The sequence below is a fragment of the Serratia sp. BNK-10 genome (assembly GCF_047456065.1).
GTDB lineage: Bacteria > Pseudomonadota > Gammaproteobacteria > Enterobacterales > Enterobacteriaceae > Serratia > Serratia ureilytica.
Genome location: NZ_CP179894.1, coordinates 4,959,318 through 4,983,999, shown reverse-complemented (window position 1 = coordinate 4,983,999; position 24,682 = coordinate 4,959,318). Strand labels below are relative to the sequence as shown.

Sequence of the window (24,682 nt, the reverse complement as noted above, 5' to 3'; positions counted from 1 at the left end):
GGCATAGCAAAACCCCGCGGCGGCGGGGAGAAAAGAACGTTCAGGGCGGCGCCGTGCGGGCGAAACTTTCGCGGGCGAACAGGCGTTCGGCCAGCTTGACCAGCGCCGGACGTTGGACGCACCAGTTGGGCAGGATGCGGCGGAAATTCAGGTAGCCCAGCGCGCAGCCGGTGGCGATATCCGCCAGCGTCAGCCGCTCGGCATTGAGCCACGTTTTTTCCTGCGCCAGCGCCTCCAGCGCATCCAGACCGTGCGTCAGCTTGTCACGTTGGCGCAGCATCCAGTTTTCGTCCTGCTTTTCCGGCGCACGCCGGCTTTCGCGGTACAGCGTCGCCGCCGCTTCGGTCACGCCGTCCGCCAGCGCCGCCACCTGGCGGACGCGCAGCGCCACGGCGCGATCGGCCGGCAAAAACGCCGGCTCCACCGTCAGCAGTTCGAGGTATTCGGCCACGATCGGCGAGTCGTAAAACACCTCGCCGTCATCGGCGATCAGCACCGGCACTTTGCCGAGCGGGTTCTGCTCCTTCACCCGGCTGCCGGGCTCATACGGCGGATCGTTGACGAATTCAAACGCGATCCCCTTCTCCAGCAGCATCACGGAAATCTTGCGCACAAAGGGGCTGGTGTAACTGCCGATAAGCTTCATCCGGTCTCCTCCGCTTCGTCCTGGCCGCGGCGCAATGCCCTTACTTCACCGCCAGAGTATCGATAATCCGCTGCACCAGCGCCTGATGCACTTCCGGCGTTTTGGCCGGCGACAGCATTTGCAGCGTTACCACCCGTTTGTTGAACACCGTCAACACCAGGGTGGACACCACCTTTTGGCCGTTGACGGTCTGCTCGGTATCCACCCGGCGAAACTTCTGTTTGCCGACGGTGAAGTTCTCTTCTTTGGTGGTCTGGATATTCTGATAGCGCTCGGCCAGCACCGTGATGGCGCTCTGCGTCAGCTCTTTCAGCATTTTGTCGCTGGTATTGATCTTCATGCCGTCCGGCGGGATCACTTCGGACGAAACCGCGCTCTGGCGCGACTTGCCGTCAAGAAAGCGCTGGATGGTGGAGGTGCTGTCATTGACGATGCCGCTGTTCAGCGTTTGATCGCTAAAGCCCGGCGGCAACTCGAAGGTGATCTTGCCCTTCTGCAGCGACACGTTCAGCCCCGGCGGCGCGGGTGGGGCCTCTACCGGCGCAGGCGGCGGCGGTGGCGCGGGCTGCGTCACGGTCGGCTTGGTGTCCGGTGGCGGCACCGCCGGTTTGGTGTCGTCCTTGTTGTCGCAGGCCGCCAGTCCGATCGCCAACACGGCGACCGCGGTCAGTTTTGCCAGGGTGTTTAACATCGTGGTTCCTTTCGCTTGGCGCGTCATGGCCTAAACGTAGCAACTCGCCCGGGCGAATGCCAGAAGCCCGTTCTGAAATTGCTTGTCCGGCCCCGTGCGAACGGGGCCGGGCGGTTACTCCGCCGGGAACAGGAACGGATTGATGCTGCTGCGGCCGAAGCCTTCCTCTTCCATGCGGGCGTCCAGCACCAGCGAAGCCAGATCGTCGGCCACCGCTTCGACCTGCGGGTCTTTTTCCTGATAGAGGATCTTCAGGTAAGTGCCGCAGTCGCCGCAGCTTTCCGCCTTCACCGCCGCCTGCTCGCTGTCCAGCGACCAGTAGTTGAGATCGCGGGTCTGCTCGCAGTTGCTGCACTTCACCCGCACCACGTGCCATTCGCTTTCGCACAGGTTGCAGTGCAGGTAGCGCAGGCCGTTAACGGTGCCGATATGCACCATGCTGGAAACCGGGATGCTGCCGCACACCGGGCAGAACTGGCGCTGCTCGCCGTATTCGGCGCGCGCCTTGCCGGGGATCAGACTGGCCATCTGCGCCCAATAGAGCGACAGTGCGGCCCAGAGGAACGGCGCCTTCTCGCTGCCCACCTTGCCGAACTCGCGGTTGAGCAAGGCGTCGGCCATCAGCTCCAGCTCGTGCGCCGAGGCCTTCTCCAGGTTGTCCAGCACCACCAGAATGTGTTCCGGCGCCTGCGGACGCAGCTCGGCGATCAGCGACGTCAACAGCTTGCGCCAGTGCTCGCTGCGCGGGAACACGCTCAGATCGAGCGGCGGTTTGCCGCTGGCGGCGCCCTGCGCCAACGCTTCACTCAGATCGAGCTGCAGCGGGTTATCGTGCAGCGCATGCTGCTGCGCCTGCGCCAGCTCGGCGGCGAAGTTCAGGTAGTCACCCAGCGGGTTGTCGACCGCCAGCTGACGCAGACGATCGGCGCGGCGGCTGTACAGGCTTTTCAGGTTGGCGAAAAGTAACGGCGGGATGTTCTCCGCCGTTGTGGACTTCTCACGCTGTGCCCCTAACTGCTCTTTAGGAACGATGCGGATACTCATCAGGGTTTATCTTCCTGTCGTTTCTCGCGGACCTCACGGTACCAGCGCGGATGATGTTTCTTGGCCCAGGCCGCCGGCACCCAGCCTTCCACCATCGCGGTAATGGTGCCTTTTACCCACAATGCGGCGTAAATGTGCACCATAATCACGATGATAAGGCCGACCGCGGCCAGCGAATGCACCAGCAGCGCGATGCGGATCAGCGGAATGGAGAACGACGGCGCAAAATACGGCCGCCAGATCACCACGCCGCTGGCCAGCAGCAGCACCAGGCTGACGATCGCCGCCCAGAACACGCACTTCTGGCCGAAATTATAGCGCCCGGTGTCACCCACTTCCTCGTTCATGGCGATTTTGTGGATATTCTTGGCCCAGACGATATCTTCCCGGTTGATCAGGTTATGCTTCCAGTAGCGCAGGAACATCAGCAGGAACGCGGCGAACATGATGACCCCGACAAACGGGTGCAGAATGCGCGCCAGCTGCGGCGTCCCGAAGATGTTCATCAGCCAGTTGAAGGAGGGGAAGAAGAACCCCAGCCCGCTGATGGCGGCGAACACGAAGCAGAACGCCACTATCCAGTGGTTGATGCGCTCCGGCGCGCTGTAACGCTGAATGGGCTTTTCCTTTCTCATTTGCGCGTCTCCTCGTCATGCGACTCGTCGTGCTCGTCCTCATCCTCGACGCGGTTAGGCCCGACGCCGACATAGTGGAACACGCTGGCCGCGAAGGTGGCGGCAAAGCCGATGGCCGCCAGGGGTTTCCACACGCCCTTCCAGAAGGTCACCGCCGGGCTGATGCTCGGGTTGTCCGGCAAACCGTGGTACAGCTGCGGTTTGTCGGCGTGGTGCAATACGTACATCACGTGCGTACCGCCCACCCCTGCCGGATCGTACAGACCGGCGTTCTGGTAGCCGCGGGTGTTCAGCTCGCTGACGCGATCCGCCGCCACCTGCTTCATCGCTTCCTTGGTGCCGAAGTGAATGGCGCCGGTCGGACAGGTTTTCACGCAGGCCGGTTCCTGGCCGACGTCCACGCGGTCGACGCACAGGGTGCACTTGTACACCCGGTTGTCGTCCTTGTTCATGCGCGGCACGTCGAACGGGCAGCCGGCGATGCAGTAGCCGCAGCCGATGCAGTGCTCGGACTGGAAGTCGACGATGCCGTTGGCGTACTGAATGATCGCGCCTTCCGACGGGCAGGCCTTCAGGCAGCCCGGATCGGCGCAGTGCATGCAGCCATCCTTGCGGATCAGCCATTCCAGCTTGCCGTTTTCCTCCACCTCGGAGAAGCGCATCACCGTCCACGACTTGGCGGTCAGATCGGCGGGGTTATCGTACACCCCGACGTTGTGCCCCACTTCGTCGCGGATGTCGTTCCATTCGGAACAGGCCACCTGACAGGCCTTGCAGCCGATACAGGTGGTGACATCGATCAGTTTGGCCACTTCTTCCTGGTGGTCACGGGCGCGCGGCGCCGGCGTGAAGCCATTGGTGGCGGATTTACGAATGATGTCTTGAGATTGCATGGCCATAATTCGTCTCCGTTACACCTTTTCCACGTTGACCAGGAACGCCTTGAACTCCGGCGTTTGCGTATTGGCATCGCCGACGAACGGCGTCAGCGTGTTGGCGATAAAGCCTTTCTTCGCCACCCCTTCGTAACCCCAGTGAATCGGGATGCCGATGGTGTCGACTTCCTGGCCGTGCACCTGCAGCGTGCGAATACGCTTGGTCACCACCGCCTTGGCCTTGATGTAGCCACGGTTGGAACTGACCTTCACGGTATCGCCCTGCTTGATGCCCTTCTTCTCCGCCAGCTTTTCGCCGATCTCCACAAACTGCTCCGGCTGCGCGATGGCGTTCAGCCGCGCGTGCTTGGTCCAGTAGTGGAAGTGCTCGGTCAGACGATAGGTGGTGCCGACGTACGGGAACTTGTCGGATTTGCCCATCGCCGCCAGATCGTCCTTGAACACGCGCGCCGCCGGGTTGGACACCACGTTCGGGTGCAGCGGGTTGGTGCCGAGCGGCGTTTCGAACGGCTCGTAGTGTTCAGGGAACGGCCCTTCCGCCATCTTGTCGGTGGCGAACAGGCGGCCCATGCCTTCCGGCTGCATGATGAACGGCCCGACGTCGCTGCCCGGCGCGGCGGTGCTGTAGTCCGGGATATCGGCCCCGACCCACTTGGCGCCGTCCCACTCCAGCAGCTGGCGTTTCGGATCCCACGGTTTACCCTGCGGATCCGCCGAGGCGCGGTTGTACAGAATGCGACGGTTGAGCGGCCATGCCCAGGCCCAGCCCAGCGTGTTGCCGAGGCCGGACGGATCGGCGTTGTCGCGCCGCGCCATCTGGTTGCCGGCCGGCGTCCAGCTGCCGGCGAAGATCCAGCAACCGCTGGCGGTGGTGCCGTCGTCGCGCAGCTGCGCGAACGAGCTGAGCAGCTCGCCTTTTTTCACCACCACTTTGCCATCGGCATCCAGCAGATCCGCCAGCGCCTTGCCGTTGTTCTCCTGCGCCACCTCTTCCGGGGCCGGGTTGTCCGGCGTCAGGTAGTCCCAGCGCATGTTCAGCACCTGTTCCGGCACCGCGCCGCCGTCGCGCGCATACATCTCGCGCAGGCGGCTGAAGATGCCCGCCAGGATCTCGCCGTCGTTCAGCGCTTCACCCGGGGCGTCCGCGCCTTTCCAGTGCCACTGCAGCCAGCGGCCGGAGTTGACGATCGAGCCGTTCTCTTCGGCGAAGCAGGTGGACGGCAGGCGGAACACTTCGGTCTGGATCTGCGAGGAATCCACCTCGTTGAACTCGCCGTGGTTCTGCCAGAAGTTGGAGGTCTCGGTGTTCAACGGATCGATGGTCACCAGGAACTTCAGCTTGGACAGCGAAGCCACCACCTTGTTTTTGTTCGGGAACGACGCCACCGGGTTAAAGCCCTGGCAGAAGTAGCCGTTGACCTTGCCCTGCGACATCATCTCGAAGTACTGCAGCACGTCGTAGCCTTTGTCCCACTTAGGCAGCCAGTCAAAGCCCCAGCTGTTGTCCTTCTGCGCCTTGTCGCCGTAGAAGGTCTTCATCATGCTGACGAAGAATTTCGGGTAGTTGCCCCAGTAGTTCACCTGGCCCGGCAGCAGCGCCTTCGGCGTGTTGGCCTTCAGGTAGGTCTCGAGATCGGTCTGTTTCTCCGACGGCAGCGTCAGGTAGCCCGGCAGGCTCTGCGACAGCAGGCCGAGATCGGTCAACCCCTGGATGTTGGAGTGGCCGCGCAGCGCGTTGACGCCGCCGCCCGCCATGCCCATGTTGCCGAGCAGCAGCTGGATCATCGCCATGGTGCGGATGTTCTGCGCGCCGACCGAGTGCTGAGTCCAGCCCAGGGCGTACAGGAACGAAGCGGTCTTATCCGCGACGCAGGTTTCGGCGATGTATTCGCACACCTTGAGGAAATCGTCCTTCGGCGTGCCGCAGATGTTGGTCACCACGTCAGGCGTGTAGCGGCTCACGTGCTGCTTCAGCAGGTTCCACACGCAGCGCGGATCCTGCAACGTGACGTCGCGCTTGGCGAAGCCGTTCTCGTCGAACTGGTAGTTCCAGGTGGTTTTGTCGTACTTGCGGTTTTCCGCGTCGTAGCCGCTGAACAAGCCGTCTTCGAAGGCAAAGTCTTCCCGCACCAGCAGGCTGGCGTTGGTGTAGGCCTCGACGTACTCGCGGTTAAACTTGTTGTTGGTCATCAGATACAGCAACACGCCCGACAGGAAAGCGATGTCGGTCCCGGAGCGGATCGGCGTGTAGAAGTCCGCCACCGATGCGGTTCGGGTAAAGCGCGGATCGATCACGATCAGCTTGGCATTGTTGTGTATTTTGGCTTCCATCGCCCAGCGGAACCCCACCGGATGCGCTTCCGCCGCATTACCGCCCATGACGATAATCAAATTCGCGTTCTTGATATCAACCCAGTGGTTGGTCATCGCACCGCGACCAAATGTTGGAGCAAGACTTGCTACCGTTGGTCCGTGTCAGACACGCGCCTGGTTGTCTACGGCAAGCATGCCGAGAGCGCGACTAAATTTTTGCGACAGAAAACCGGTTTCGTTGCTGGCGGCCGAGGCGCACAGCATGCCGGTGGTCAGCCAACGGTTGACGGTAACGCCCTGGTCGTTGGTTTTGATGAAGTTGGCGTCACGGTCTTCTTTCACCAGCTTGGCGATGCGGGTAAAGGCGTCGTCCCAGCTGATGCGCTGCCATTTGTCCGACCCCGGCGCCCGGTATTCCGGGTACTTGAGGCGGCTTTCGCTGTGGATAAAGTCAACCAGGCCGGCGCCTTTCGGGCAAAGCGCGCCACGGTTTACCGGGTGATCCGGATCCCCTTCGATATGGAAAATGCTTTCTTTGGCGTTTTTGGCGCCATCACCAAGGCTGTACATCAACAGCCCACAGCCGACGGAACAATACGTACAGGTATTACGGGTCTCGCGGGCGCGCAGCAGTTTGTACTGCCGGGTTTCCGCCAACGCCACTTCGGGGGCAAAGCCCAGCGCGGCCACCGTCGTTCCTGCCATACCGCCAGCGCAGATCTTAAAGAACTGCCTTCTGCTGACCTGCATGGGGGTCTCCTTTACTCTCGATTGTCACATTGTTCAAATGGCGCTCCTCGCCAAAACGGCGGAGCGCTAATGTCACTGTTGTTATGCTGATACGCGACGCGGCGATATTACCACAGCGTGCTTGTGGTTGTTACACACTCGTGCTCATTCAGTGAACGCATTGGCACATTTCGATACATTTCGGCGTCGCAGCAGGCTCGGCGCTCTCTACAGTATAGAGAGTAACCAACGCATCGGCGCCAAGGCATGAGGAGGCGCTCAAGGCTTCTTTTCTATCAGTATGTTAACGCAGCGATTTGCTCATTAACCACACAGTCAGCAGGGCATTGATAATCATTTTCAATATCATTTAATTAACTATAATGATCCGACTGCTTACGCGGTGCTCGCCCTTTGCGCCGCCCATACACCACTGGAGATGATGATTATGAGTTATTCACTGCCATCCCTGCCGTACGCTTACGACGCACTGGAACCGCATTTCGACAAGCAGACGATGGAAATCCATCACACCAAACACCATCAGACCTACGTCAACAACGCCAACACCGTGCTGGAAGCTTACCCTGAGCTGGCCAAATACAGCGTTGAAGAGCTGATCCAGGATCTGGATAAAGTGCCTGCCGACAAACGCACCTTCATGCGCAACAACGCCGGCGGCCACGCCAACCACAGCTTCTTCTGGAAAAACCTGAAAACCGGCACCACGCTGGGCGGCGATCTGAAAGCGGCCATCGAGCGCGATTTCGGCAGCGTTGAGAAATTCCAGGAAGAGTTCGAGAAAGCCGCAGCCACCCGCTTCGGTTCCGGTTGGGCCTGGCTGGTGCTGAAAGACGGCAAACTGGCCGTGGTGTCTACCGCTAACCAGGACAGCCCGCTGATGGGCGAAGCCGTCGCCGGCGCTTCCGGTTTCCCAATCATCGGTCTGGACGTGTGGGAACACGCTTACTACCTGAAATATCAGAACAAACGCCCTGACTACATCAAGGCGTTCTGGAACGTGGTCAACTGGGACGAAGCGGCCGCACGCTTCGCCGCGAAGAAGTAATTCGCCCCCGTTGATGAAGATGCCCGCCGCCGGCGGGTATTTTTTTGCCTGAAATCCGCTAAAGTTTGACCACTTCTTGCCGATGGTTTGTTCAATTGACGTTCGCCCGGAGAAGGAAAAACGCTATGGCGGCATTGCAAGCATTGGCAGGAAAGTTCACCCATCTCACCGTAGGTAAAAAGCTCGGCCTCGGCTTCGCGCTGTTGCTGCTGTTGGCGGTCGTCATCGCCGGCACCGGGGCGCAATACCTGCACATCATCGAATCCCGCGCCGATCGCATCGACTTCAGCAACCGGCTGAACGAGGAGATCAACCAGGCCAAATACAACCGCGCCATGTACGGCCAGACCTACCAGCCGGAGTATCTGCAGAACAACCGCGCCAATATCGATAACGCCGTCAAACTGATAGACCAGGGTCAGGCGTTGGATTGGGACGCCCAAAGCCGCAAGGATCTGCAGCGTCTGGTGACGCTGATTGGGGAATATCAGCAACAGCAAAAAATCTTTGAGCAGGCGGTCTCGGCGAAAGACGCGGTGCGCCAGAGCTGGAACATGTCGGAAGTGCAGGCTAGCCTGAGCCAGGTGGAGCGCCAGCTCACCAACGGCGATCTGCAGTTGGCCTTCATCCAGCTGAACCAGAAGCTGACCCAGGTGCGCTACGGCGCGCGCGGTCTGCTGCTGAGCCTGAACAAGGAAACCGAAGCGCCGCTGATGGCGGCCATCGACGACGCGCGCGACGCGGCCAACGCCTTGAGCCGCCGGGTCAGCGACGCGCAGCGCCCGCAGCTGCAACCGCTGCTGGCCGCCCTGGACGATTACAAAAACCGTATCGCGGCCTACCTGCCGGCCTATGAGCACGAGCAGCAGATCAGTCGGCAGCTCGGTGAACGCGCGCATGAGATCGGCACGCTGGTGAACGCCTTTATGCAGGACGAACTGGCTCAGACGCGCAGCAACATCAACCTGGCGCAGCTGCAGATGGGCATCACCACCCTGATCGCGATTATCGCCGGAGTGCTTATCGCCTGGCGCATCACGCTGCAGATCACCCGTCCGCTGCAAAGTACGCTGGCGATGGCGGAACGCATCGCCAGCGGCGATCTGCGCCAGGCGCAGACCAGCACCCGCCGCGATGAGTTGGGGCAGTTGCTGAACGCGGTGGCGGCGATGAGCCAAAATCTGCGCACCATGATTGAGAAGATCCAGATGGGGGTCAGCCAGGTCTCCACCGCCTCCGCGGAAATCGCCGCCGGCAACACCGATCTCTCTTCCCGCACCGAGCAGCAGGCGGCGGCGGTCGAGGAAACCGCCGCCAGCATGGAACAGCTGACCGCCACGGTGAAACAAAACGCCGACAATGCTCATCACGCCAACCAGCTGGCCACCGACGCCTCGCAGACCGCGCAACAGGGCGGCAAGCTGGTGGAGAACGTGGTCAGCACCATGCGCGATATTTCCAGCAGTTCGCAGCGTATCGCAGAAATTACCACCCTGATCAACGGTATTGCCTTCCAGACCAACATCCTGGCGCTCAACGCCGCGGTGGAAGCGGCGCGCGCCGGCGAACAGGGACGCGGCTTCTCGGTGGTCGCCAGCGAAGTGCGCAGCCTGGCGAGCCGCAGCGCCCAGGCGGCGAAGGAGATCGAAGGGCTGATCGCCGAATCGGTCAGCCGGGTGAAAACCGGCACCGAACTGGTGGAAAGCACCGGCAATACCATGGAGCAGATCGTCCGCTCGGTTACCCACGTGCGCGACATCATGGCCGAGATCGCTGCCGCCTCCGATGAACAGACGCGCGGCATCGCCCAGATTGGCCAGGCGATCGTCGAAATGGACCATACCACTCAGCAGAACGCCGCGCTGGTGGAAGAGTCCGCCGCCGCCGCCGATTCGCTGGAAGAGCAGGCCGACATGCTGTTGCAGAGCGTTTCGGTGTTCCGTTTGGCGGAGCAGACCGAACCCGCCGCCGTGAAAGCCGCTGCGCCGAAAGCGCCGGCCGTAAAACCCGCGGCCGCCAACGCCGCAGCGGAAGAGAACTGGACCACCTTCTGACGCCCTCAGGCGAGGAATATCCGTTCCTCGCCCTCAGGCGAGGAATATCCGTTCCTCGCCCTATCTTTGTGGCAACAGGTGGGTCGCGACTCCCCAATTCAACAAGTTAAAACCAGAGGCGGTCGCATCAAGCATTGCGTAGCCGCAATTGCGATGACCGTATCTGCGGAGGTCCTCCTGCGGGTCGGCCCCTTTAAGCCACCAAATCAGTGCCTGCAGAGCATGGCCGTGCGTAACAACACCAAGCGTTTGATTTTGTCCATCGACAGCCAGATCGGACAGACAAGCCATCAGGCGCCAGGCAACCTCATAAGCATTCTCCCCTCCCGGAGCCGACGCCTCTGCCTTACCGGCAAAGAGGCACTGCGTCGCTTCTGGATAATCGCGCATGGCCTGCGCATAAGATAATCCTTCCAGTCGGCCAAAATCTTGCTCCTGCAAACGCTCATCCATTTGCACAGTGCAGCCACATCTCTCAGCCAACGTCTCCGCTGTCGTAAAAGCCCGACCAGCCGGTGAACTGATCAACAAAGTGACCGATAACATTTGCAAGCGAGCGCCAAGCCCAGCGATTTGACGTCGCCCCTCTTCTGTCAGCGGACTGTCACTTCGCCCCTGAATAATCCCCGAGCGGTTCCATTCTGACTCCGCATGCCTCAATACAATGAAACGCATGGTTTTTTCTCGACGATAAAAGCCTAAATATAGACAGGAAAAACACATCCTTCCGTACAGGTAAATGCCGGGTAGTGTACGAGAACAACTCAGGCTATGCTGAGCCCTCGACGCGAGACACGGAGGCGCACATGCATCACCCAGACGTTTACATCGGCAGCATCCAACCCTATGAAGGCGGGCGCCCCAGCGCCATCGCCAAACGCCAGGTGGATGGCGCCATCCGGCTCACGCCGCTCGGCCTGGAAGGCGACGAACAGGCCGAAAAAAGCTACCACGGCGGGCCGGACCGCGCGCTGTGCCACTACCCGCGCGAGCATTATGCCCACTGGCGCGAGCAGTTTCCGGCGCAGGCCGAGCAATTTTGCGCCCCGGCCTTCGGCGAGAATATCTCCACCGAAGGGCTGACCGAACACAATGTGTTTATGGGCGACATCTTCCGCTGGGGCGAGGCGCTGATCCAGGTCACCCAGCCGCGCTCGCCGTGCTTCAAGCTCAATTATCACTTCGCCATCGAGGACATTTCGGTGCTGATGCAGCAAAGCGGCCGCTGCGGCTGGCTGTATCGGGTGGTGTCGCCGGGCGCGGTCAGCGGCGATCGTCCGCTGGCGCTGGCGGCGCGCAACAGCGATGTGTCGGTGGCCGAAGCCATCGCCATCGCCTGGCACATGCCGTTCGATGCGGAACAGTATCGCCGCCTGTTGGCGGTGGCCGGCCTCTCCGCCAGCTGGAGCAAGACCATGCTCACGCGGCTCGCCGAAGGGCGCCTTGAGGATTTCAACCGCCGCCTGCTCGGCCATTGAAAGCGCGGGCGGAAAAATGAAAAACGTGCACCGAATGCCGCGTTAACCCTTTTCTTCCGCCTATACTGTAGCCGCACGTTTTTTCAGCCAGGAGCCAGGTATATGACCACCCCGACCCATTCGATTCATCACGCCGCCGCCGAGGGCTATCAGGCCAATGCCGATCGCTATGTGAAAGGCCGGCCGGATTACCCGCCGGAAATCGCCGCCTGGCTGCGTGACGTCATCGGCCTGCACGCCGGCATGACGGTCATCGATCTCGGCGCCGGCACCGGCAAGTTCACCCCGCGCCTGCTGGAAACCGGCGCGCAGGTGATCGCCGTCGAACCGGTGCCGCAAATGCTGGAAAAACTGTCGGCGGCGCTGCCGCAGGTGAAAACGCTGGCGGGCACCGCCGACGCGATCCCGCTACCGGACGAGTCGGTGGATGCCGTGGTGTGCGCCCAGTCCTTCCACTGGTTCGCCACGCCGCAGGCGCTGGCGGAAATCCAGCGCATTCTCAAGCCCGGCGGCAAACTCGGCCTGGTGTGGAACATGCGCGATGCGCGCGTCGGTTGGGTGCGTAAACTGAATCAGATCGTCGATAGCCACGAAGGCGATGCGCCGCGTTTCTATACCGGCGAATGGCGCAAACTCTTCCCGTTCAAAGGCTTTGAACCGCTGCAGGAGCAGGTGTTTATGCTCGGCCACCGCGGCGCGGTGGAGGACGTGATCTACAACCGCGTGCGTTCAACCAGCTTTATCGCCGCGCTGCCGCAGCCGCAACAGGAGCAGGTTATCGATCGGTTGCGCCAACTGGTGGCGGAAGAAGAGGAACTGCGGGGCAAGGACACGGTCACCGTGCCCTATCAGACCAAGGCGTATTTCACCACCAAGGTCTGACGCCCGGGGATTCAGAACGCTTTCTTGGCGTAGCCGGTGACCGCTTTCAGACCCATCTCGCGGCCCAGCGCGGTCATCGGGTGCACGACGATCAGCCCGCGCGCGCTTTTCTTCAGCGCGCCCATATCGGCCTGCTCTTTCTTGGTGATCTCGCGGCTGAACGGCAGCTGGCTCAGCTTCTGCGCTTCGGCGCTCAGCTTCTCGCCGCGCACGTTTTTCAGGCGCTCGATCTCCGTCGCCAGCTTCTCTTTCTCTTTGGTGTGCTGCGCGATCAACTCAGGGTTGCCCTGTTGGATCACGGTGGCATCTTTGTGGTTCAAGGCGTCCAGCAGGTCGCTCAGGCGCTTGATCTCTGCCTTTTCTTTCTCTTTCATGGTCTCTGGCCCGTTGTGCCCAAAATGGCACGCTAATCAATGATACCGGCATTGTAGCAAAAGGCGCGCGCCGTTACCCGTCCTGCGCAATGCCGGGCGGCAGGCCGCTCATCTCGCAGGCCCTGGCGCCGAGCCGAGCCAGCGCCTGGGTGTAGCGCGCGTTGAACGGGTAGCAGCAGGAGAGCCGCAGCGCGTTGCGGTAGCGCCCGCTCGGGGAATACAGGGTGCCCGGCGTCAAACAGATCTGCTCCTCCAGCAGCTGATGGAACAGCGCCACGCTGTCCACGCCGGGAGGGAATTCGACCCAGAACACGAAGCCGCCCGCCGGCTGCGTGGCCAGCGTGCCGCGCGGGAAATGCCGGGCGATCAGCGCCCTCGCCTCGTCGACCTGCGCCGCATAGCGCTTGCGCAGGTTGCGCAAATGGTGATCGTAGCCGCCGCTCTCCAGGAAGGTCGCCAGCGTTTCCGACAGCAGCTGCGACTCGGACATCGACGACACCGCCTTCAGCTTGCGCAACGCCTCGTGAAAACGGCCGCCGCAGATCCAGCCGACGCGAAAATCCGGCGCCAGCGTTTTGGTGAAGCTGGAGCAAAACAGCACCCAGCCGTCGCGATCGAACGCCTTCACCGCCGGCGACAGCGCGCCGCCAAACTGGATCTCGGCATACAGCCCATCTTCAATCAACGGCACCTGATGATCGTTCATCAACCGCGCCAGCCGCTTTTTCGCCGCCAGCGGCATGGTGCAACCCAGCGGGTTTTGCACCGTCGGCATGGCGATCACCGCATTCAGCCGCTTCTCGTTCAGCAGCAGCTCCAGCGCGTCCAGCGACAGCCCCAGCTGCGGATCGGTAGGGATTTCCAGCGCTTTCAGCCCCAGGCTGGCCAGCAGCGGCAGCAGATAAAAGTAGGTCGGTGACTCCAGCCCGACACAGTCGCCCGGTTTGGTGGTGACGCGCAGCGCCAGCTGCAGCGCCTCCATGCAGCCGTGGGTCAACACCACGTCGCCCGGCTCCAACAGCATGCCGAGCGTCATTGAGCGGCGGGCGATCTGCTGACGCAGCCGCAGGCTGCCGGGCGGCAACGGATATTGTCCGATCAGACCCGGCTGGCGGCGCAGTTGGGAAGACAGCATGCGCCCCAGTTTGCCGCCGGGATAGAAATCGCTGGTCTGCGGGCAGGCCAGCGCAATGTTGGTGAAGGCCGGGTTCTGCTGGGCGGCGAACACCGTATCGATCAACGCCAGCACGTCGTCCGCCGGCGGCTCGATGCGGCCGCTGGGCGCCGAGGCCATCTTCAGCGCCGGCAGCGTGCTGCGGACATAAAACCCCGACTGCGGCCGCGCTTCGATCAGCCCGCGATCCTCCAGCGTGCGGTAAGCCGACACCACGGTATTGATGCTGACGCGATGGGTTTGCGCACAGCGCCGCACCGAAGGCAAGCGGTCGCCGGGCTGCAGCGTGCCGCGGCGAATGGCTTCGGCCAGCGTATCCGCCAGCTGCAGGTAACGGGTATCCGGGGTTTCATCGAGCAAGGTCACAGTTTCTCTCCAGGCAATGGGTACAGTTTACATTTCATACAACTGTAACCATGACAATATCCGATTTGTGATTCTGTCACCATCCCATCGCAGCGATTATGCTGATCCTCTCGTTATTACCGTCATTTTCACGTTCAAGGAACCTGCCATGCTGGACTCCGCCTTTGTCAGCTACGTCACCGTCATGTCGATCACTCCCGGCCCCAACAACCTGCTGCTGGCCTCGTCGGGCGTTAACTTCGGCCTGCGCCGCACCCTGCCGATGCTGTTCGGCATCTGCGTCGGTTGTGCGGTACAGCTGGCGATCATTATCCCGCTGCTGGCGCTGGCGCTGAGCTGGGCCGGCGTCATCCGCCTGCCGCTGGCGGTGATCGGCTGCGCCTATCTGCTGTGGCTGTCATGGAAGCTGTTTCAGGCGGCCTCGCCGGACGCCAAAGAACAGGCGCAGCCGATGAGCCTGCTCAGCGGCGCGCTGTTTCAGGCGGTCAACCCCAAGGCCTGGCTGATGGTGATCAACGTGGCGATCCTGTTCACCCCGCGCGAAGGCGCCACTTTCGTCCATACGCTGTCTATCATCGCCGGTTTCGCGCTGCTGAACTTGCCGTGCGTGCTGCTGTGGGCGGTGTTGGGCGACCGGTTGCGCAACGCGCTGCGGGTCACCTGGAAACTGCGCGCCTTCAACGGAGTGATGTCCGGGCTGATGGCCGCCACCGCGCTGTGGTTGCTGTTCGACGAATGGCGCGCGGCCTTCGCTTAGCCGCGGCCGAGAGGAGAGAGTCGGGAAGGTTGTTTGGCGCCGATGCCGGCGATCAGGTCGGTAATGGACAGCACCATGGTGGAGCGCACCATCTGCTGATAGCGCTGGCGCTGCATGGCGATCAGCGCTTCATCCGCCTCGCCCGGCTGCAGGAAGGTCGGCACCGGCGGCAGCGCGGCCACGCAGTGCAGCTCGCCGAACGGCCCGAGGATTTCGTCGTCGACGAAGCGGTATTCCGAACCGTCGTGGTTCAGCTCTTCGCGCATCGCCATCAGCAGTTCGGCGTCTTCATATTCGTGGCGGGAGATCACCCCCAGCCCGTACATCAGCTTCAGGCGTACCGACAGCTCCCCCAGCGGGCCGCTGCCGGACAATAGCGGTTCGACGGCATATTTCACCGCATAGTCGTCCTTGCGGAATACCTGCACCACCAGCACGTTGAGCGCTTCCGCCAGCAGCTCTACCGCCGCGATCAGGAAGCTGCGCACCGTTTTGCCCGCGTTCAGCTTTTCCAGAACCTGGTTTTCAAATGCCTGTGCTTCTTCCATCGTCGCTTTTCGAAAGGCGTGGGGAGGGCCGTCGATGCCGAACTCGGGTTCCAGGAGCGCAGCAAGCTGCGCTCGGGTGTTCATCATCACGATTCTACTTGTGCATGGCGTTATACACAGCAACGGCCTCTTCTACAACCTCGCTTTCCGCCGGCAGGCCGGAAATTTGCGCCAGCGCGGCTTTCGGCCCGAGCGTGTTCAGCAGTTCCGCCAGTTCCTGCGCCTGCGGATCCTGTTCGCTGCGGTAGCTCATGGCGGCGGCGATGCCCTGGATCAGGTTGGCATGCGGCAGGCCGTATTCCAGCGTGCCCAGCAGCGGTTTGATCAGGCGATCGCCGGCGCTCAGTTTACGCAGCGGCTGGCGCCCTACGCGCTCGACGTCGTCGTGCAGATACGGATTTTCAAAGCGGCCGAGGATTTTGTTGATGTAGGCGGCATGCTTGTCGGCGTCGAAGCCGTAACGCTTGATCAGCACCGCGCCGCTCTCTTCCATCGCCCCTTTCACCACGCGGCGGATCGCCGGGTCGAGAATGGCGTCGCGAATGGTTTGCAGCCCGGCCCGTTGGCCGAGGTAGGCGGTGATGGCGTGGCCGGTGTTGAGGGTGAACAGCTTGCGCTCGACGAACGCCATCAGGTTGTCGGTCAGTTCCATGCCGGCGATCGCCGGTGGCTGGCCTTTAAACTGCGTCTGATCGACGATCCATTCGCTGAAGGTTTCCACCGTCACTTCCAGCGGATCGCTGCTGTCCGCCGGCGGCACGATGCGGTCGACCGCCGAATCGACGAAGCCGACGTGCTGTTCAACCCATGCCTGCTCGTCCTGCGGCAGCGCGGCGAACACGTGCTGCTTCAGCTGGCTGGTGCCGCGCACCATGTTCTCGCAGGCAATGATGTTCAGCGGCTGCACATTGCCCTGCTGATGGCGCAGCACCAGCCCTTTGGCGATCGTGCCGGCGATTTTGGCGAGAATTTGCGGGCCAACGGCGGTGGTCACCAGATCCGCCTTGGCGATCAGCGCCACCGCCGCCTCGCTGCCGCTGTTGACGGCGCTGACGTTGTTGACGCGCTCCACGCGCTCTTGCTCGCCCACCACGTGCACCGAGTAGCTTTTTCGGCTGTTCAGCAGATCCAGCACCGTTTGATTGACGTCGGCGAAGGTCACCTCAACCCCCGCGTCCGCCAGCAGCTTGCCGATAAAACCACGGCCGATATTCCCTGCGCCAAAATGTAATGCTTTCATAACTCTACCTTCTTAATGTCGAAGGGTGCAGCAAGCTGCACCCTTTAAAATGATTCCGTTATCCGGCTTTTTTGCCGCCGAGCAGGTCCAGCACTTCCTGAACGCTGGTGGTATTCGCCAGCCGCTCGATCACGCTCTCGTCATCCAGCGCGTTGGTCAGGCTGGTGATCACCTGAATATGCTCGTTGTTGCGCGCGGCGATGCCGATCACCAGACGGGCCACTTCATCCTCTTCATCGCCGAAGCGCACGCCCTGTGGGTACTGACAGAACACCACGCCGGTGCGCAGCACCCGGTCCTTGGCCTCGATGGTGCCGTGCGGCACGGCGATCGATTCGCCCAGGTAGGTGGAGGTGAGCTTTTCGCGCTCCAGCATCGCCGGCACGTATTCCGCCTCGACGTAGCCGCCCTTCACCAGCTGCTCGCCGGCGAAGCGGATCGCCTGCTCTTTGTCGCTGGCCTGCAGGTTGAGGAACACGTTGCTCTCGCTCAGCTTGAACAGGTTCGGTTCCCCGGCTTCAAAGCTGTCGTCCAGCGCGCCCAGCACCTTCTGCTGGTTGTCGGTGGTTTTGTTGACCGCCACCAAACGCTCGACCAGATCGCTGTACAGCTTGCTGTCGAGGAAGTTGGTCAGCGAGATGTGCTGGGCCTGCGGCGCGTGGCGCATCGCGCGCTCGGTCAGATCGCGGTGGGTGATCACCAGATCCACGTCGTCCGGCAGGCTGTTGATGGCGCTGTTGGTCACCGAGATGTTCTTCAGTCCGGCGTCGGCCACTTTCTTGCGCAGCACCCCGGCGCCCATGGCGCTGGAACCCATGCCCGCATCGCAGGCGACGATGATTTTGCGCACGGTGCTCAGATCGCCGTCGACCGATGCCGGCGCCGCCGCGCCGCCTTTGGACTGCGATTTCATCTCTTGCATGCGACGGGTCGCGGCTTCCAGATCGTCATCCTCTTTCACCTTGGAGGTTTTCAGCAGGAAAGCGGATACCACGAAGGAGACGGCGAAGGCTGCGCATACCGCCGCAATGTTGGCGAAGTAAGCGCCTTTCGGCGTCATCGCCAGCACCGCCAAAATCGAACCCGGGGAAGCCGGAGAAACCAGGCCTCCGTTCAGCATCGTCAGGGTAAAGACGCCGGTCATGCCGCCCAGGATCACCGCCAGCAGCAAGCGTGGGTTCATCAGCACGTAGGGGAAGTAGATTTCGTGGATGCCGCCCAGGAAGTGAATGATCGCCGCACCGCCGGCGGATTGCTTGGCGCTGCCGCGGCCAAAGAACATGTAGGCCATCAGCACGCCCATGCCCGGACCTGGGTTGGCTTCTATCAGGAAGAACACCGATTTGCCGGCTTCCGTGGCCTGCTGAATACCCAGCGGCGAGAAGATGCCGTGGTTGATGGCGTTGTTCAGGAACAGGATTTTCGCCGGTTCAACGAAGATGGAGGCCAGTGGCAGCAGGTTGTTCGTCACCATCACGTGCACGCCCGCGGCCAACAGTTTGGAGAGCACCTCCACCAGCGGCCCGATGCCCAGGAAGGCCAGGATCGCCAGCAGCATGCCGATGATGCCGGCGGAGAAGTTGTTCACCAGCATTTCAAAGCCGCTTTTGATCTTGCCGTCCACCCAGCGATCGAAATGCTTGATGGCCCAACCGCCCAGCGGGCCGGCGATCATCGCGCCGAGGAACATCGGCATGTCGGCGCCGACGATGACGCCCATGGTGGTGATGGCGCCGACCACGCCGCCGCGATCGCCACCCACCAGCCGCCCGCCGGTGTAGCCGATCAGCAGCGGCAGCAGGTAGGTGATCATCGGGCCTACCAGCTTGGCCAAGGTCTCATTCGGCAGCCAGCCGGTTGGAATGAATAGCGCGGTGATAATCCCCCAGGCGATAAAGGCGCCGATGTTGGGCATCACCATGTTGCTCAGGAAGCGGCCAAAGTTTTGCACTTTAACCTTGATGTCTGGTGAAAACATAAAACACACCCCTATTGTTACGCGCTGACAATAGAGCGCGTGATTATTGTTGTGACGATCCAGCCGTGTTGCCGCTGTATGCGAAACGGACTCTATCACGCTGTTTTTGTCACGCGAACTTCACGGATTTTTTGTGATACAAATCACACACAACACCCCAACAAACCACCCTTTATAGTGATAAAGATCACATATATGGCGTGTAAAAAAAGCACAGTGAGAACAAAGTCGCCACAAAACCCCCAATAAAGTGACTATGATCACATTTTTAAATTGGCGTTTTGTTTTTGAATTGTGACATTAGTCACAATTTATTTTTAGCTGCAGCGCCGATCGCAACGCTCTGTTTGATCTTCCCTGTGAGCACTCATCCCGCCGGGAACTAGCGAAGTGATGAATGAAAGAAAACTACATTGCCTAATGAATGGATTAATTGAAGTGTAGTACAGAAGCCTGCGCAATAAGCCAGCAAGCGATTGGAAACGCTGAGGGGAAATAAAACAGGCCGGCAATGCCGGCCTGTTTCGCGCCTGGACGCGTTATTATTGCGTCACGCTTTGAATGGTTTTCTGCGCATTCATCAGGTTCTGCTGCTTAGCCACCAGATTCGACATCATGGTGTTGTATTGCGCCACCTGCTGCGCAGTGCGGAACTGCACGCCGTTGTTGTTGAAGCTGACCTGATTGCCCTGGCTCTGCAGGAAGTCGCCGACCTGCACCAGATCCTGCACAAAGCTGGCGGTAGTCGGGATCGCCGGCATCAAGGCGTTGGCCGGGGCGGTGACGATCTTGTCATAGGCCTGGTTGTACACCGCCTTCAGATCGTCAGGCTGCTTCAGCGCCGCGTGGGCAGTATCCGCCTGCGATTTGGCCGACTGGATCTGCTGGCCCAACAGGTTCAACGCCCCGACCGATTGCTGCAGCGCGTCGCGTTTGTTCAGGTAGTCCTGCGCGGTGCGGATCTGGTTAATCTGATCCAGCGCCGGGGTCAGGCTGGCGCCGACCGACTTGGACAACTGCTGCGAAAAGCCGACCAATATCGCGTAATCACCGGCATAGTTGCCGAACTTCTGCTTCTGATCTTCGCTCAGCGTGGGGATATTCGCCCCGCTGCGCATCACGGTATTCTGTAAGTAATCGATAAATGCTTTGCGCTGTTCCGGCTCTTTATCGCCGCAGGCGGTCAATTGCATGACCACCAACAATGCCAATACCGGTGCCAACCAACGCGCGAAACCTCTGCTCTGGATCCCTACCGCCATGTGACATAACTCCTGTTATAAACCTGCTTTTTCATTGGACTCCGCCCCTTTTTCCGCACTCCGTGCGCCTATAAGAATAGATCAACTGGCGGCGTTCCGATACGCGATTCCGCTTGCGGTGAACATTGGCTCGGCCGGGCGGTTGAAAACGGCGTACTGCACGTGCCACGCACGCATGGTACACTTTTCCAACGTTTATCGTCGGGCCAACTTGCTCATGTCCTCTTATCAGCCACCGTTGACCATCACGCCCTCCATTCTGCATCTGGCGACAGACGTCGGCGCCGCATTGGCCCGTTTGACGATACAAGCGGAACAAGAGCATGCATTGCGGCTAAGGCGCATCAATCGGATCCGCACTATTCAAGGTTCGTTGGCGATCGAAGGCAATACCCTGAGCGAAGAGCAAATCACCGCTATCATCGCAGGTAAGCGCGTCATCGCCCCTCCGCGTGACGTTCAGGAAGCGATGAATGCCATCCATTGCTATACCAACCTGAATCATTGGCATCCCGAAAATGAACGCGATCTGCTTGCCGCACATGGGATGTTGATGAACAGCTTACTGCCTGATGCCGGCCGCTATCGTCAAAGCGGCGTCGGCGTGATGAACGGCAATGTTGTGATCCATATGGCTCCACCGGCGGAACGCGTACCGTTGCTAATCCGTCAATTGCTCATCTGGCTGCAACAAACCGACCTGCCACCGCTGATCGGCAGCTGTGTATTTCACTATGAATTCGAATTTATCCATCCCTTTGCCGATGGAAACGGCCGTATGGGACGGTTGTGGCAAACGCTGATTTTGTCACGCTGGGATCCGTTGTTCGCCAACGTGCCGGTTGAGAGCCTGGTACATGATAACCAACCCGGATATTACCAGGCGCTGAATGCCAGCAACCAAAAGACCGATTGCTCACCCTTCGTTGAATTCATGCTGGAAATGATTCTAAAAGCGCTTGAGCTGAGCATTACCCCCCAAGTCACCCCCCAAGTCACCCCCCAAGTCGCTGACTTGCTAGCGGCGCTGCGAGGGGAGATGTCGCGAGAAGCGCTCCAGAATGTTCTACAGTTGCAAGATCGAAAATCTTTCCGCGAGCGCTATCTACAGCCGGCCTTGAATGCGGGTTGGATTGAAATGACGCTACCGAATAAACCCAAGAGCCGTTTACAACGCTATCGCTTGACCGCTGCCGGTATCAGACTGTTACGCCAACCATAAAAAAGGCGCCCGCAGGCGCCTTTTCACAGCAGAGAATCGCTTACTGCAGCACGGAGATATCCGCCACCTGCAGGAACAGCTCGCGCAGTTTGCTCAGCAGCGTCAGGCGGTTAACGCGCACTTCCGCATCGTCCGCCATTACCATCACGTTGTCGAAGAACGCATCCACCGGCTCACGCAGCGCGGCCAGTTCCACCAGCGCTTCCTGATAGTTGCCCGCCGCGAAGTACGGCTGCAGCTTGTCGCGCAGCACAACCAGGTGAGTCGCCAGCTGGATCTCCGCCGCATCCTTCAGCACCGAGGCGCGCACGCTGTCGTTCAGCGTTTCGCTAGACTTGGCCAGAATGTTGGAGACGCGTTTGTTGGCCGCAGCCAATGCCGCCGCCTCGTCCAGCGTGCGGAAATGGGATACCGCCTTGACGCGCGCGTCGAAGTCGGCCGGTTTGGTCGGACGGCGCGCCAGCACCGCCTGAATGGTATCGACCGCGTGGCCTTCTTCCTGATACCAGGCGCGGAAGCGGCCCAGCATGAATTCCACCACGTCGTCGACCACCTTGGCATTGGTCAACTTGCTGCCGTACAGGCGCACGGCCTCTTCGGTCAGAGTCTGCAGATCCAGCGGCAGATTTTTCTCGACGATGATGCGCAACACGCCCAGCGCGGCGCGGCGCAGCGCGAACGGGTCTTTATCGCCCTTCGGATGCTGCCCGATGCCGAAGATGCCGGCCAGGGTGTCCATCTTGTCGGCGATCGCCAGCGAGCAGGCCACCAGCGACTGCGGCAGCGCATCACCGGCGTAGCGCGGCTGATACTGCTCGTTCAGCGCAACGGCGACGTCTTCCGCCTCACCGTCGTGGCGCGCATAGTGCATGCCCATCACGCCCTGGGTGTCGGTGAATTCGAACACCATGTTGGTCATCAGGTCGCACTTCGACAACAGGCCAGCGCGGGTGGCGTGGTTGACGTCGGCGCCAATCTGGCCGGCAACCCAGCCCGCCAGCGCCTGGATGCGATCGGTTTTGTCGCGCAGGGTGCCCAGCTGCTGTTGGAACAGCACGGTTTCCAGGCGCGGCAGGTTGTCTTCCAGACGTTTTTTGCGGTCGGTGTTGAAGAAGAACTCGGCGTCGGCCAAACGCGGACGCACCACCTTCTCGTTGCCGGAGATGATCTGCTGCGGGTCTTTCGACTCGATGTTGGCCACGAAGATAAAGTTAGGCAGCAGTTTGCCTGCGGCGTCGTACACCGGGAAATACTTCTGGTCGCCCTTCATGGTGTACACCAGCGCTTCCGCCGGCACCGCCAGGAATTTCTCTTCGAATCTGGCGGTCAGCACCACCGGCCATTCCACCAGCGAGGCCACTTCTTCCAGCAGGCTGTCGCTCAGATCGGCCTTGCCGCCGATCTTCTGCGCCGCCAGTTCGGCGTCGCGTTTGATAAGGGCTTTGCGCGCTTCGTAGTCAGCGACCACTTTGCCGCGCTCCAGCAGGATCTGCGGATATTGGTCGGCATTGTCGAGGGTGAACTCGGCTTCGCCCATGAAGCGGTGGCCGCGCACGGTGCGCGCGGATTCGATGCCCAGCACGGTGCCCGGGATCAGATCGGCGCCCAGCAGCATCGTGACGGTGTGCACCGGACGCACGAACTGCACGTCGGAATCGCCCCAGCGCATCAGTTTCGGGATCGGCAGCTTGCCGAGTGCGGTGCTGACCATGCCGGCCAGCAGTTGTTGCGCCGACTGGCCTTTGACATGGGCGCGGTACATCAACCACTCGCCCTTGTCGGTCACCAGGCGCTCCGCCTGATCGACGGTGATGCCGCAGCCGCGCGCCCAGCCTTCGGCCGCTTTGCTCGGTTTGCCTTCGGCGTCGAACGCCTGAGCGATCGCCGGGCCGCGTTTTTCAATTTCGCGATCGGCCTGCGCCGCGCTCAGGTTGGCCACTTTCAGCGCCAGACGGCGCGGTGCGGCGAACCAGCTCACGTCACCGTGTTCCAGGCCGGCGTTGTCCAGCTCGGCGGTGAAGTTGGCGGCGAAAGATTCCGCCAGGGAACGAAGAGCCTTCGGCGGCAGCTCTTCCGTGCCGATTTCCACCAGGAAAGTCTGTTGAGTCATGGCTGCCTCTTAGTTCTCGTTCTTCTTGTTGCACATCGGGAAGCCCAGCGCTTCGCGGGAAGCGTAGTAGGCTTCGGCAACGGCTTTGGTCAGCGTGCGGATGCGCAGAATGTAGCGTTGACGCTCGGTCACCGAAATCGCCTTGCGCGCGTCCAGCAGGTTGAAGGTATGGCCCGCCTTCAGGATGCGTTCGTAGGCCGGCAGCGGCAGCGGTTTTTCCAGCGCCAGCAGCGATTGGGCTTCTTTCTCGTACTGCTCGAAGCAGGAGAACAGGAAGTCGACATCGGCGTATTCGAAGTTGTAGGTGGACTGCTCCACTTCGTTCTGATGGAACACGTCGCCGTAGGTGGTGACGCCCAGCGGGCCGTTGCTCCACACCAGATCGTACACGCTGTCCACGCCCTGGATGTACATCGCCAGACGCTCCAGGCCATAGGTGATCTCGCCGGTCACCGGCTTGCACTCCAGGCCGCCGACCTGCTGGAAGTAGGTGAACTGCGTCACTTCCATGCCGTTCAGCCACACTTCCCAACCCAGGCCCCAGGCGCCGAGCGTCGGGTTTTCCCAGTTGTCTTCCACGAAGCGGATGTCGTGGATAGTCGGATCCAGACCCAGCTCTTTCAGCGAGCCCAGGTAGAGTTCCTGAATGTTGTCCGGCGATGGCTTAATCACCACCTGGAACTGATAGTAGTGCTGCAGACGGTTCGGGTTTTCGCCGTAGCGGCCGTCGGTCGGGCGACGGGATGGCTGCACATAAGCGGCGGCCATCGGCTCCGGCCCCAGTGCGCGCAGGCACGTCATCGGGTGTGAGGTTCCCGCGCCGACTTCCATGTCCAATGGTTGAACGATGGTGCAGCCCTGGCGCGCCCAATAATCCTGCAGTGTCAGGATCAGGCCCTGGAAGGTCTTGGTATCAAACTTTTGCATGTTGAATTCGCACGCGATACAAGTGGATTTATATGGAATGCGCCAGTATACCCTTTGACCGTAAGATATACAGCCAGAATCCGGCAACAAGTGCGAATCGGGGCGAGAAGCGCTGGATTTTCACCCGTCGGCCAAGAAAAACGTCGGCAGCATCGGCGCCGCAGAGGGCGAGGTACCGCACCGCTTTCGCAGGCTCGGGTATCGGCTGGCTTTAGAGAAACGCCGATTCATCCCCCGCATGCTTCCACTACCGGCAGCTTGAGGCTTCTTCGACAAACAACAGGCGT

The 24,682-nt window shown here is 60.9% G+C and carries 21 protein-coding genes; 6 read left to right on the top strand and 15 right to left on the bottom strand.

Annotation, left to right across the window (positions count from 1 at the left end):
• Positions 1–40 precede the first annotated feature (40 nt).
• The 6 genes from ACMGG9_RS23910 to fdnG all read right to left on the bottom strand — a co-directional run bounded on the left by ACMGG9_RS23910 (position 41) and on the right by fdnG (position 6,975).
• A complete protein-coding gene (locus ACMGG9_RS23910) occupies positions 41–646 on the bottom strand; it encodes a glutathione S-transferase (RefSeq protein ID WP_033645111.1) in 606 nt (201 codons plus the stop codon).
• 40 nt (positions 647–686) lie between these two features.
• Complete coding sequence (locus ACMGG9_RS23905) at positions 687–1,337, bottom strand: DcrB-related protein (protein WP_033645112.1); 651 nt, start codon at positions 1,335–1,337, stop codon at positions 687–689.
• 114 nt (positions 1,338–1,451) lie between these two features.
• Positions 1,452–2,381 (bottom strand): formate dehydrogenase accessory protein FdhE, encoded by a 930-nt coding sequence (gene fdhE / locus ACMGG9_RS23900; protein ID WP_089185151.1) that lies wholly within the window; start codon positions 2,379–2,381, stop codon positions 1,452–1,454.
• Positions 2,381–3,016, bottom strand: coding sequence for a formate dehydrogenase cytochrome b556 subunit (fdoI, locus tag ACMGG9_RS23895; RefSeq protein ID WP_033645114.1), 636 nt, complete (start codon positions 3,014–3,016; stop codon positions 2,381–2,383). Before fdoI ends, fdhE begins: the two co-directional genes overlap by 1 nt.
• A complete protein-coding gene (gene fdxH, locus ACMGG9_RS23890; RefSeq protein ID WP_004934014.1) occupies positions 3,013–3,915 on the bottom strand; it encodes a formate dehydrogenase subunit beta in 903 nt (300 codons plus the stop codon). Before fdxH ends, fdoI begins: the two co-directional genes overlap by 4 nt.
• 12 nt (positions 3,916–3,927) lie before the next feature.
• On the bottom strand, positions 3,928–6,975 hold the full coding sequence (fdnG, locus tag ACMGG9_RS23885) for a formate dehydrogenase-N subunit alpha (protein WP_103101707.1): 3,048 nt from the start codon (positions 6,973–6,975) through the stop codon (positions 3,928–3,930).
• Between the two features lie 427 nt (positions 6,976–7,402).
• On the opposite strand from fdnG, the gene sodA reads away from it, so the two are divergent.
• Together sodA and ACMGG9_RS23875 are read left to right on the top strand one after the other, a co-directional pair.
• On the top strand, positions 7,403–8,023 hold the full coding sequence (gene sodA / locus ACMGG9_RS23880) for a superoxide dismutase [Mn] (protein ID WP_004934003.1): 621 nt from the start codon (positions 7,403–7,405) through the stop codon (positions 8,021–8,023).
• Positions 8,024–8,148: 125 nt separating this feature from the next.
• Positions 8,149–10,077, top strand: coding sequence for a methyl-accepting chemotaxis protein (locus ACMGG9_RS23875; protein WP_033652301.1), 1,929 nt, complete (start codon positions 8,149–8,151; stop codon positions 10,075–10,077).
• Positions 10,078–10,137: 60 nt separating this feature from the next.
• On the opposite strand, the gene ACMGG9_RS23870 is transcribed toward ACMGG9_RS23875, so the two are convergent.
• Positions 10,138–10,752 (bottom strand): histidine phosphatase family protein, encoded by a 615-nt coding sequence (locus ACMGG9_RS23870; protein ID WP_031299772.1) that lies wholly within the window; start codon positions 10,750–10,752, stop codon positions 10,138–10,140.
• 131 nt (positions 10,753–10,883) lie between these two features.
• Here ACMGG9_RS23870 and yiiM point away from each other — a divergent pair, with 131 nt between their 5' ends.
• Positions 10,884–11,555, top strand: coding sequence for a 6-hydroxyaminopurine reductase (yiiM, locus tag ACMGG9_RS23865; RefSeq protein ID WP_033645117.1), 672 nt, complete (start codon positions 10,884–10,886; stop codon positions 11,553–11,555).
• Positions 11,556–11,657: 102 nt separating this feature from the next.
• A complete protein-coding gene (locus ACMGG9_RS23860; protein WP_033652303.1) occupies positions 11,658–12,437 on the top strand; it encodes a class I SAM-dependent methyltransferase in 780 nt (259 codons plus the stop codon).
• Between the two features lie 11 nt (positions 12,438–12,448).
• On the opposite strand, the gene ACMGG9_RS23855 is transcribed toward ACMGG9_RS23860, so the two are convergent.
• A complete protein-coding gene (locus ACMGG9_RS23855; protein ID WP_021504152.1) occupies positions 12,449–12,811 on the bottom strand; it encodes a YibL family ribosome-associated protein in 363 nt (120 codons plus the stop codon).
• 73 nt (positions 12,812–12,884) lie between these two features.
• A complete protein-coding gene (locus ACMGG9_RS23850) occupies positions 12,885–14,351 on the bottom strand; it encodes a PLP-dependent aminotransferase family protein (protein WP_033652304.1) in 1,467 nt (488 codons plus the stop codon).
• A 148-nt stretch (positions 14,352–14,499) separates the two neighbouring features.
• Between ACMGG9_RS23850 and ACMGG9_RS23845 the strand changes: the two genes are divergently transcribed.
• Positions 14,500–15,108 (top strand): LysE family translocator, encoded by a 609-nt coding sequence (locus ACMGG9_RS23845; protein WP_033652305.1) that lies wholly within the window; start codon positions 14,500–14,502, stop codon positions 15,106–15,108.
• Here the strand turns inward: ACMGG9_RS23845 and ACMGG9_RS23840 are convergent.
• The 4 genes from ACMGG9_RS23840 to ACMGG9_RS23825 all read right to left on the bottom strand — a co-directional run bounded on the left by ACMGG9_RS23840 (position 15,105) and on the right by ACMGG9_RS23825 (position 20,136).
• On the bottom strand, positions 15,105–15,656 hold the full coding sequence (locus ACMGG9_RS23840; protein WP_016929575.1) for an MltR family transcriptional regulator: 552 nt from the start codon (positions 15,654–15,656) through the stop codon (positions 15,105–15,107). The two genes, ACMGG9_RS23845 and ACMGG9_RS23840, sit on opposite strands and share 4 nt — an antisense overlap.
• A gap of 94 nt (positions 15,657–15,750) precedes the next feature.
• Positions 15,751–16,896 carry a mannitol-1-phosphate 5-dehydrogenase gene (locus tag ACMGG9_RS23835; protein WP_042783402.1) on the bottom strand — a complete coding sequence of 382 codons (1,146 nt, stop codon included), beginning with the start codon at positions 16,894–16,896 and terminating at the stop codon, positions 15,751–15,753.
• A 58-nt stretch (positions 16,897–16,954) separates the two neighbouring features.
• Positions 16,955–18,874 (bottom strand): PTS mannitol transporter subunit IICBA, encoded by a 1,920-nt coding sequence (locus tag ACMGG9_RS23830; protein ID WP_042783401.1) that lies wholly within the window; start codon positions 18,872–18,874, stop codon positions 16,955–16,957.
• Between the two features lie 542 nt (positions 18,875–19,416).
• Positions 19,417–20,136, bottom strand: a complete 720-nt coding sequence (locus ACMGG9_RS23825; RefSeq protein WP_025304780.1) for a DUF3053 domain-containing protein — start codon at positions 20,134–20,136, stop codon at positions 19,417–19,419.
• A 217-nt stretch (positions 20,137–20,353) separates the two neighbouring features.
• Here ACMGG9_RS23825 and ACMGG9_RS23820 point away from each other — a divergent pair, with 217 nt between their 5' ends.
• The gene (locus ACMGG9_RS23820; protein WP_414161756.1) at positions 20,354–21,358 is read left to right on the top strand and encodes a Fic family protein; all 1,005 of its coding nucleotides are present in this window, start codon (positions 20,354–20,356) and stop codon (positions 21,356–21,358) included.
• Between the two features lie 40 nt (positions 21,359–21,398).
• Here the strand turns inward: ACMGG9_RS23820 and glyS are convergent, their stop codons facing one another.
• On the bottom strand, positions 21,399–23,468 hold the full coding sequence (gene glyS, locus ACMGG9_RS23815) for a glycine--tRNA ligase subunit beta (protein ID WP_414161755.1): 2,070 nt from the start codon (positions 23,466–23,468) through the stop codon (positions 21,399–21,401).
• A gap of 9 nt (positions 23,469–23,477) precedes the next feature.
• Positions 23,478–24,395 carry a glycine--tRNA ligase subunit alpha gene (gene glyQ / locus ACMGG9_RS23810; protein WP_004933966.1) on the bottom strand — a complete coding sequence of 306 codons (918 nt, stop codon included), beginning with the start codon at positions 24,393–24,395 and terminating at the stop codon, positions 23,478–23,480.
• Between the last annotated feature and the right edge of the window lie 287 nt (positions 24,396–24,682).

Excerpts from the sequence above, each read along its gene's own strand:
- fdxH (WP_004934014.1), bottom strand. The coding sequence starts at position 3,915 with ATGGCCATGCAATCTCAAGACATCATTCGTAAATCCGCCACCAATGGC.
- ACMGG9_RS23820 (WP_414161756.1), top strand. The coding sequence starts at position 20,354 with ATGTCCTCTTATCAGCCACCGTTGACCATCACGCCCTCCATTCTGCAT.
- ACMGG9_RS23855 (WP_021504152.1), bottom strand. The coding sequence starts at position 12,811 with ATGAAAGAGAAAGAAAAGGCAGAGATCAAGCGCCTGAGCGACCTGCTG.
- glyQ (WP_004933966.1), bottom strand. The coding sequence starts at position 24,395 with ATGCAAAAGTTTGATACCAAGACCTTCCAGGGCCTGATCCTGACACTG.
- glyS (WP_414161755.1), bottom strand. The coding sequence starts at position 23,468 with ATGACTCAACAGACTTTCCTGGTGGAAATCGGCACGGAAGAGCTGCCG.
- ACMGG9_RS23845 (WP_033652305.1), top strand. The coding sequence starts at position 14,500 with ATGCTGGACTCCGCCTTTGTCAGCTACGTCACCGTCATGTCGATCACT.
- ACMGG9_RS23910 (WP_033645111.1), bottom strand. The coding sequence starts at position 646 with ATGAAGCTTATCGGCAGTTACACCAGCCCCTTTGTGCGCAAGATTTCC.
- ACMGG9_RS23825 (WP_025304780.1), bottom strand. The coding sequence starts at position 20,136 with ATGGCGGTAGGGATCCAGAGCAGAGGTTTCGCGCGTTGGTTGGCACCG.
- sodA (WP_004934003.1), top strand. The coding sequence starts at position 7,403 with ATGAGTTATTCACTGCCATCCCTGCCGTACGCTTACGACGCACTGGAA.
- ACMGG9_RS23875 (WP_033652301.1), top strand. The coding sequence starts at position 8,149 with ATGGCGGCATTGCAAGCATTGGCAGGAAAGTTCACCCATCTCACCGTA.
- ACMGG9_RS23870 (WP_031299772.1), bottom strand. The coding sequence starts at position 10,752 with ATGCGTTTCATTGTATTGAGGCATGCGGAGTCAGAATGGAACCGCTCG.
- ACMGG9_RS23840 (WP_016929575.1), bottom strand. The coding sequence starts at position 15,656 with ATGGAAGAAGCACAGGCATTTGAAAACCAGGTTCTGGAAAAGCTGAAC.
- yiiM (WP_033645117.1), top strand. The coding sequence starts at position 10,884 with ATGCATCACCCAGACGTTTACATCGGCAGCATCCAACCCTATGAAGGC.
- fdhE (WP_089185151.1), bottom strand. The coding sequence starts at position 2,381 with ATGAGTATCCGCATCGTTCCTAAAGAGCAGTTAGGGGCACAGCGTGAG.
- ACMGG9_RS23905 (WP_033645112.1), bottom strand. The coding sequence starts at position 1,337 with ATGTTAAACACCCTGGCAAAACTGACCGCGGTCGCCGTGTTGGCGATC.
- ACMGG9_RS23835 (WP_042783402.1), bottom strand. The coding sequence starts at position 16,896 with ATGAAAGCATTACATTTTGGCGCAGGGAATATCGGCCGTGGTTTTATC.
- ACMGG9_RS23860 (WP_033652303.1), top strand. The coding sequence starts at position 11,658 with ATGACCACCCCGACCCATTCGATTCATCACGCCGCCGCCGAGGGCTAT.
- fdoI (WP_033645114.1), bottom strand. The coding sequence starts at position 3,016 with ATGAGAAAGGAAAAGCCCATTCAGCGTTACAGCGCGCCGGAGCGCATC.
- ACMGG9_RS23830 (WP_042783401.1), bottom strand. The coding sequence starts at position 18,874 with ATGTTTTCACCAGACATCAAGGTTAAAGTGCAAAACTTTGGCCGCTTC.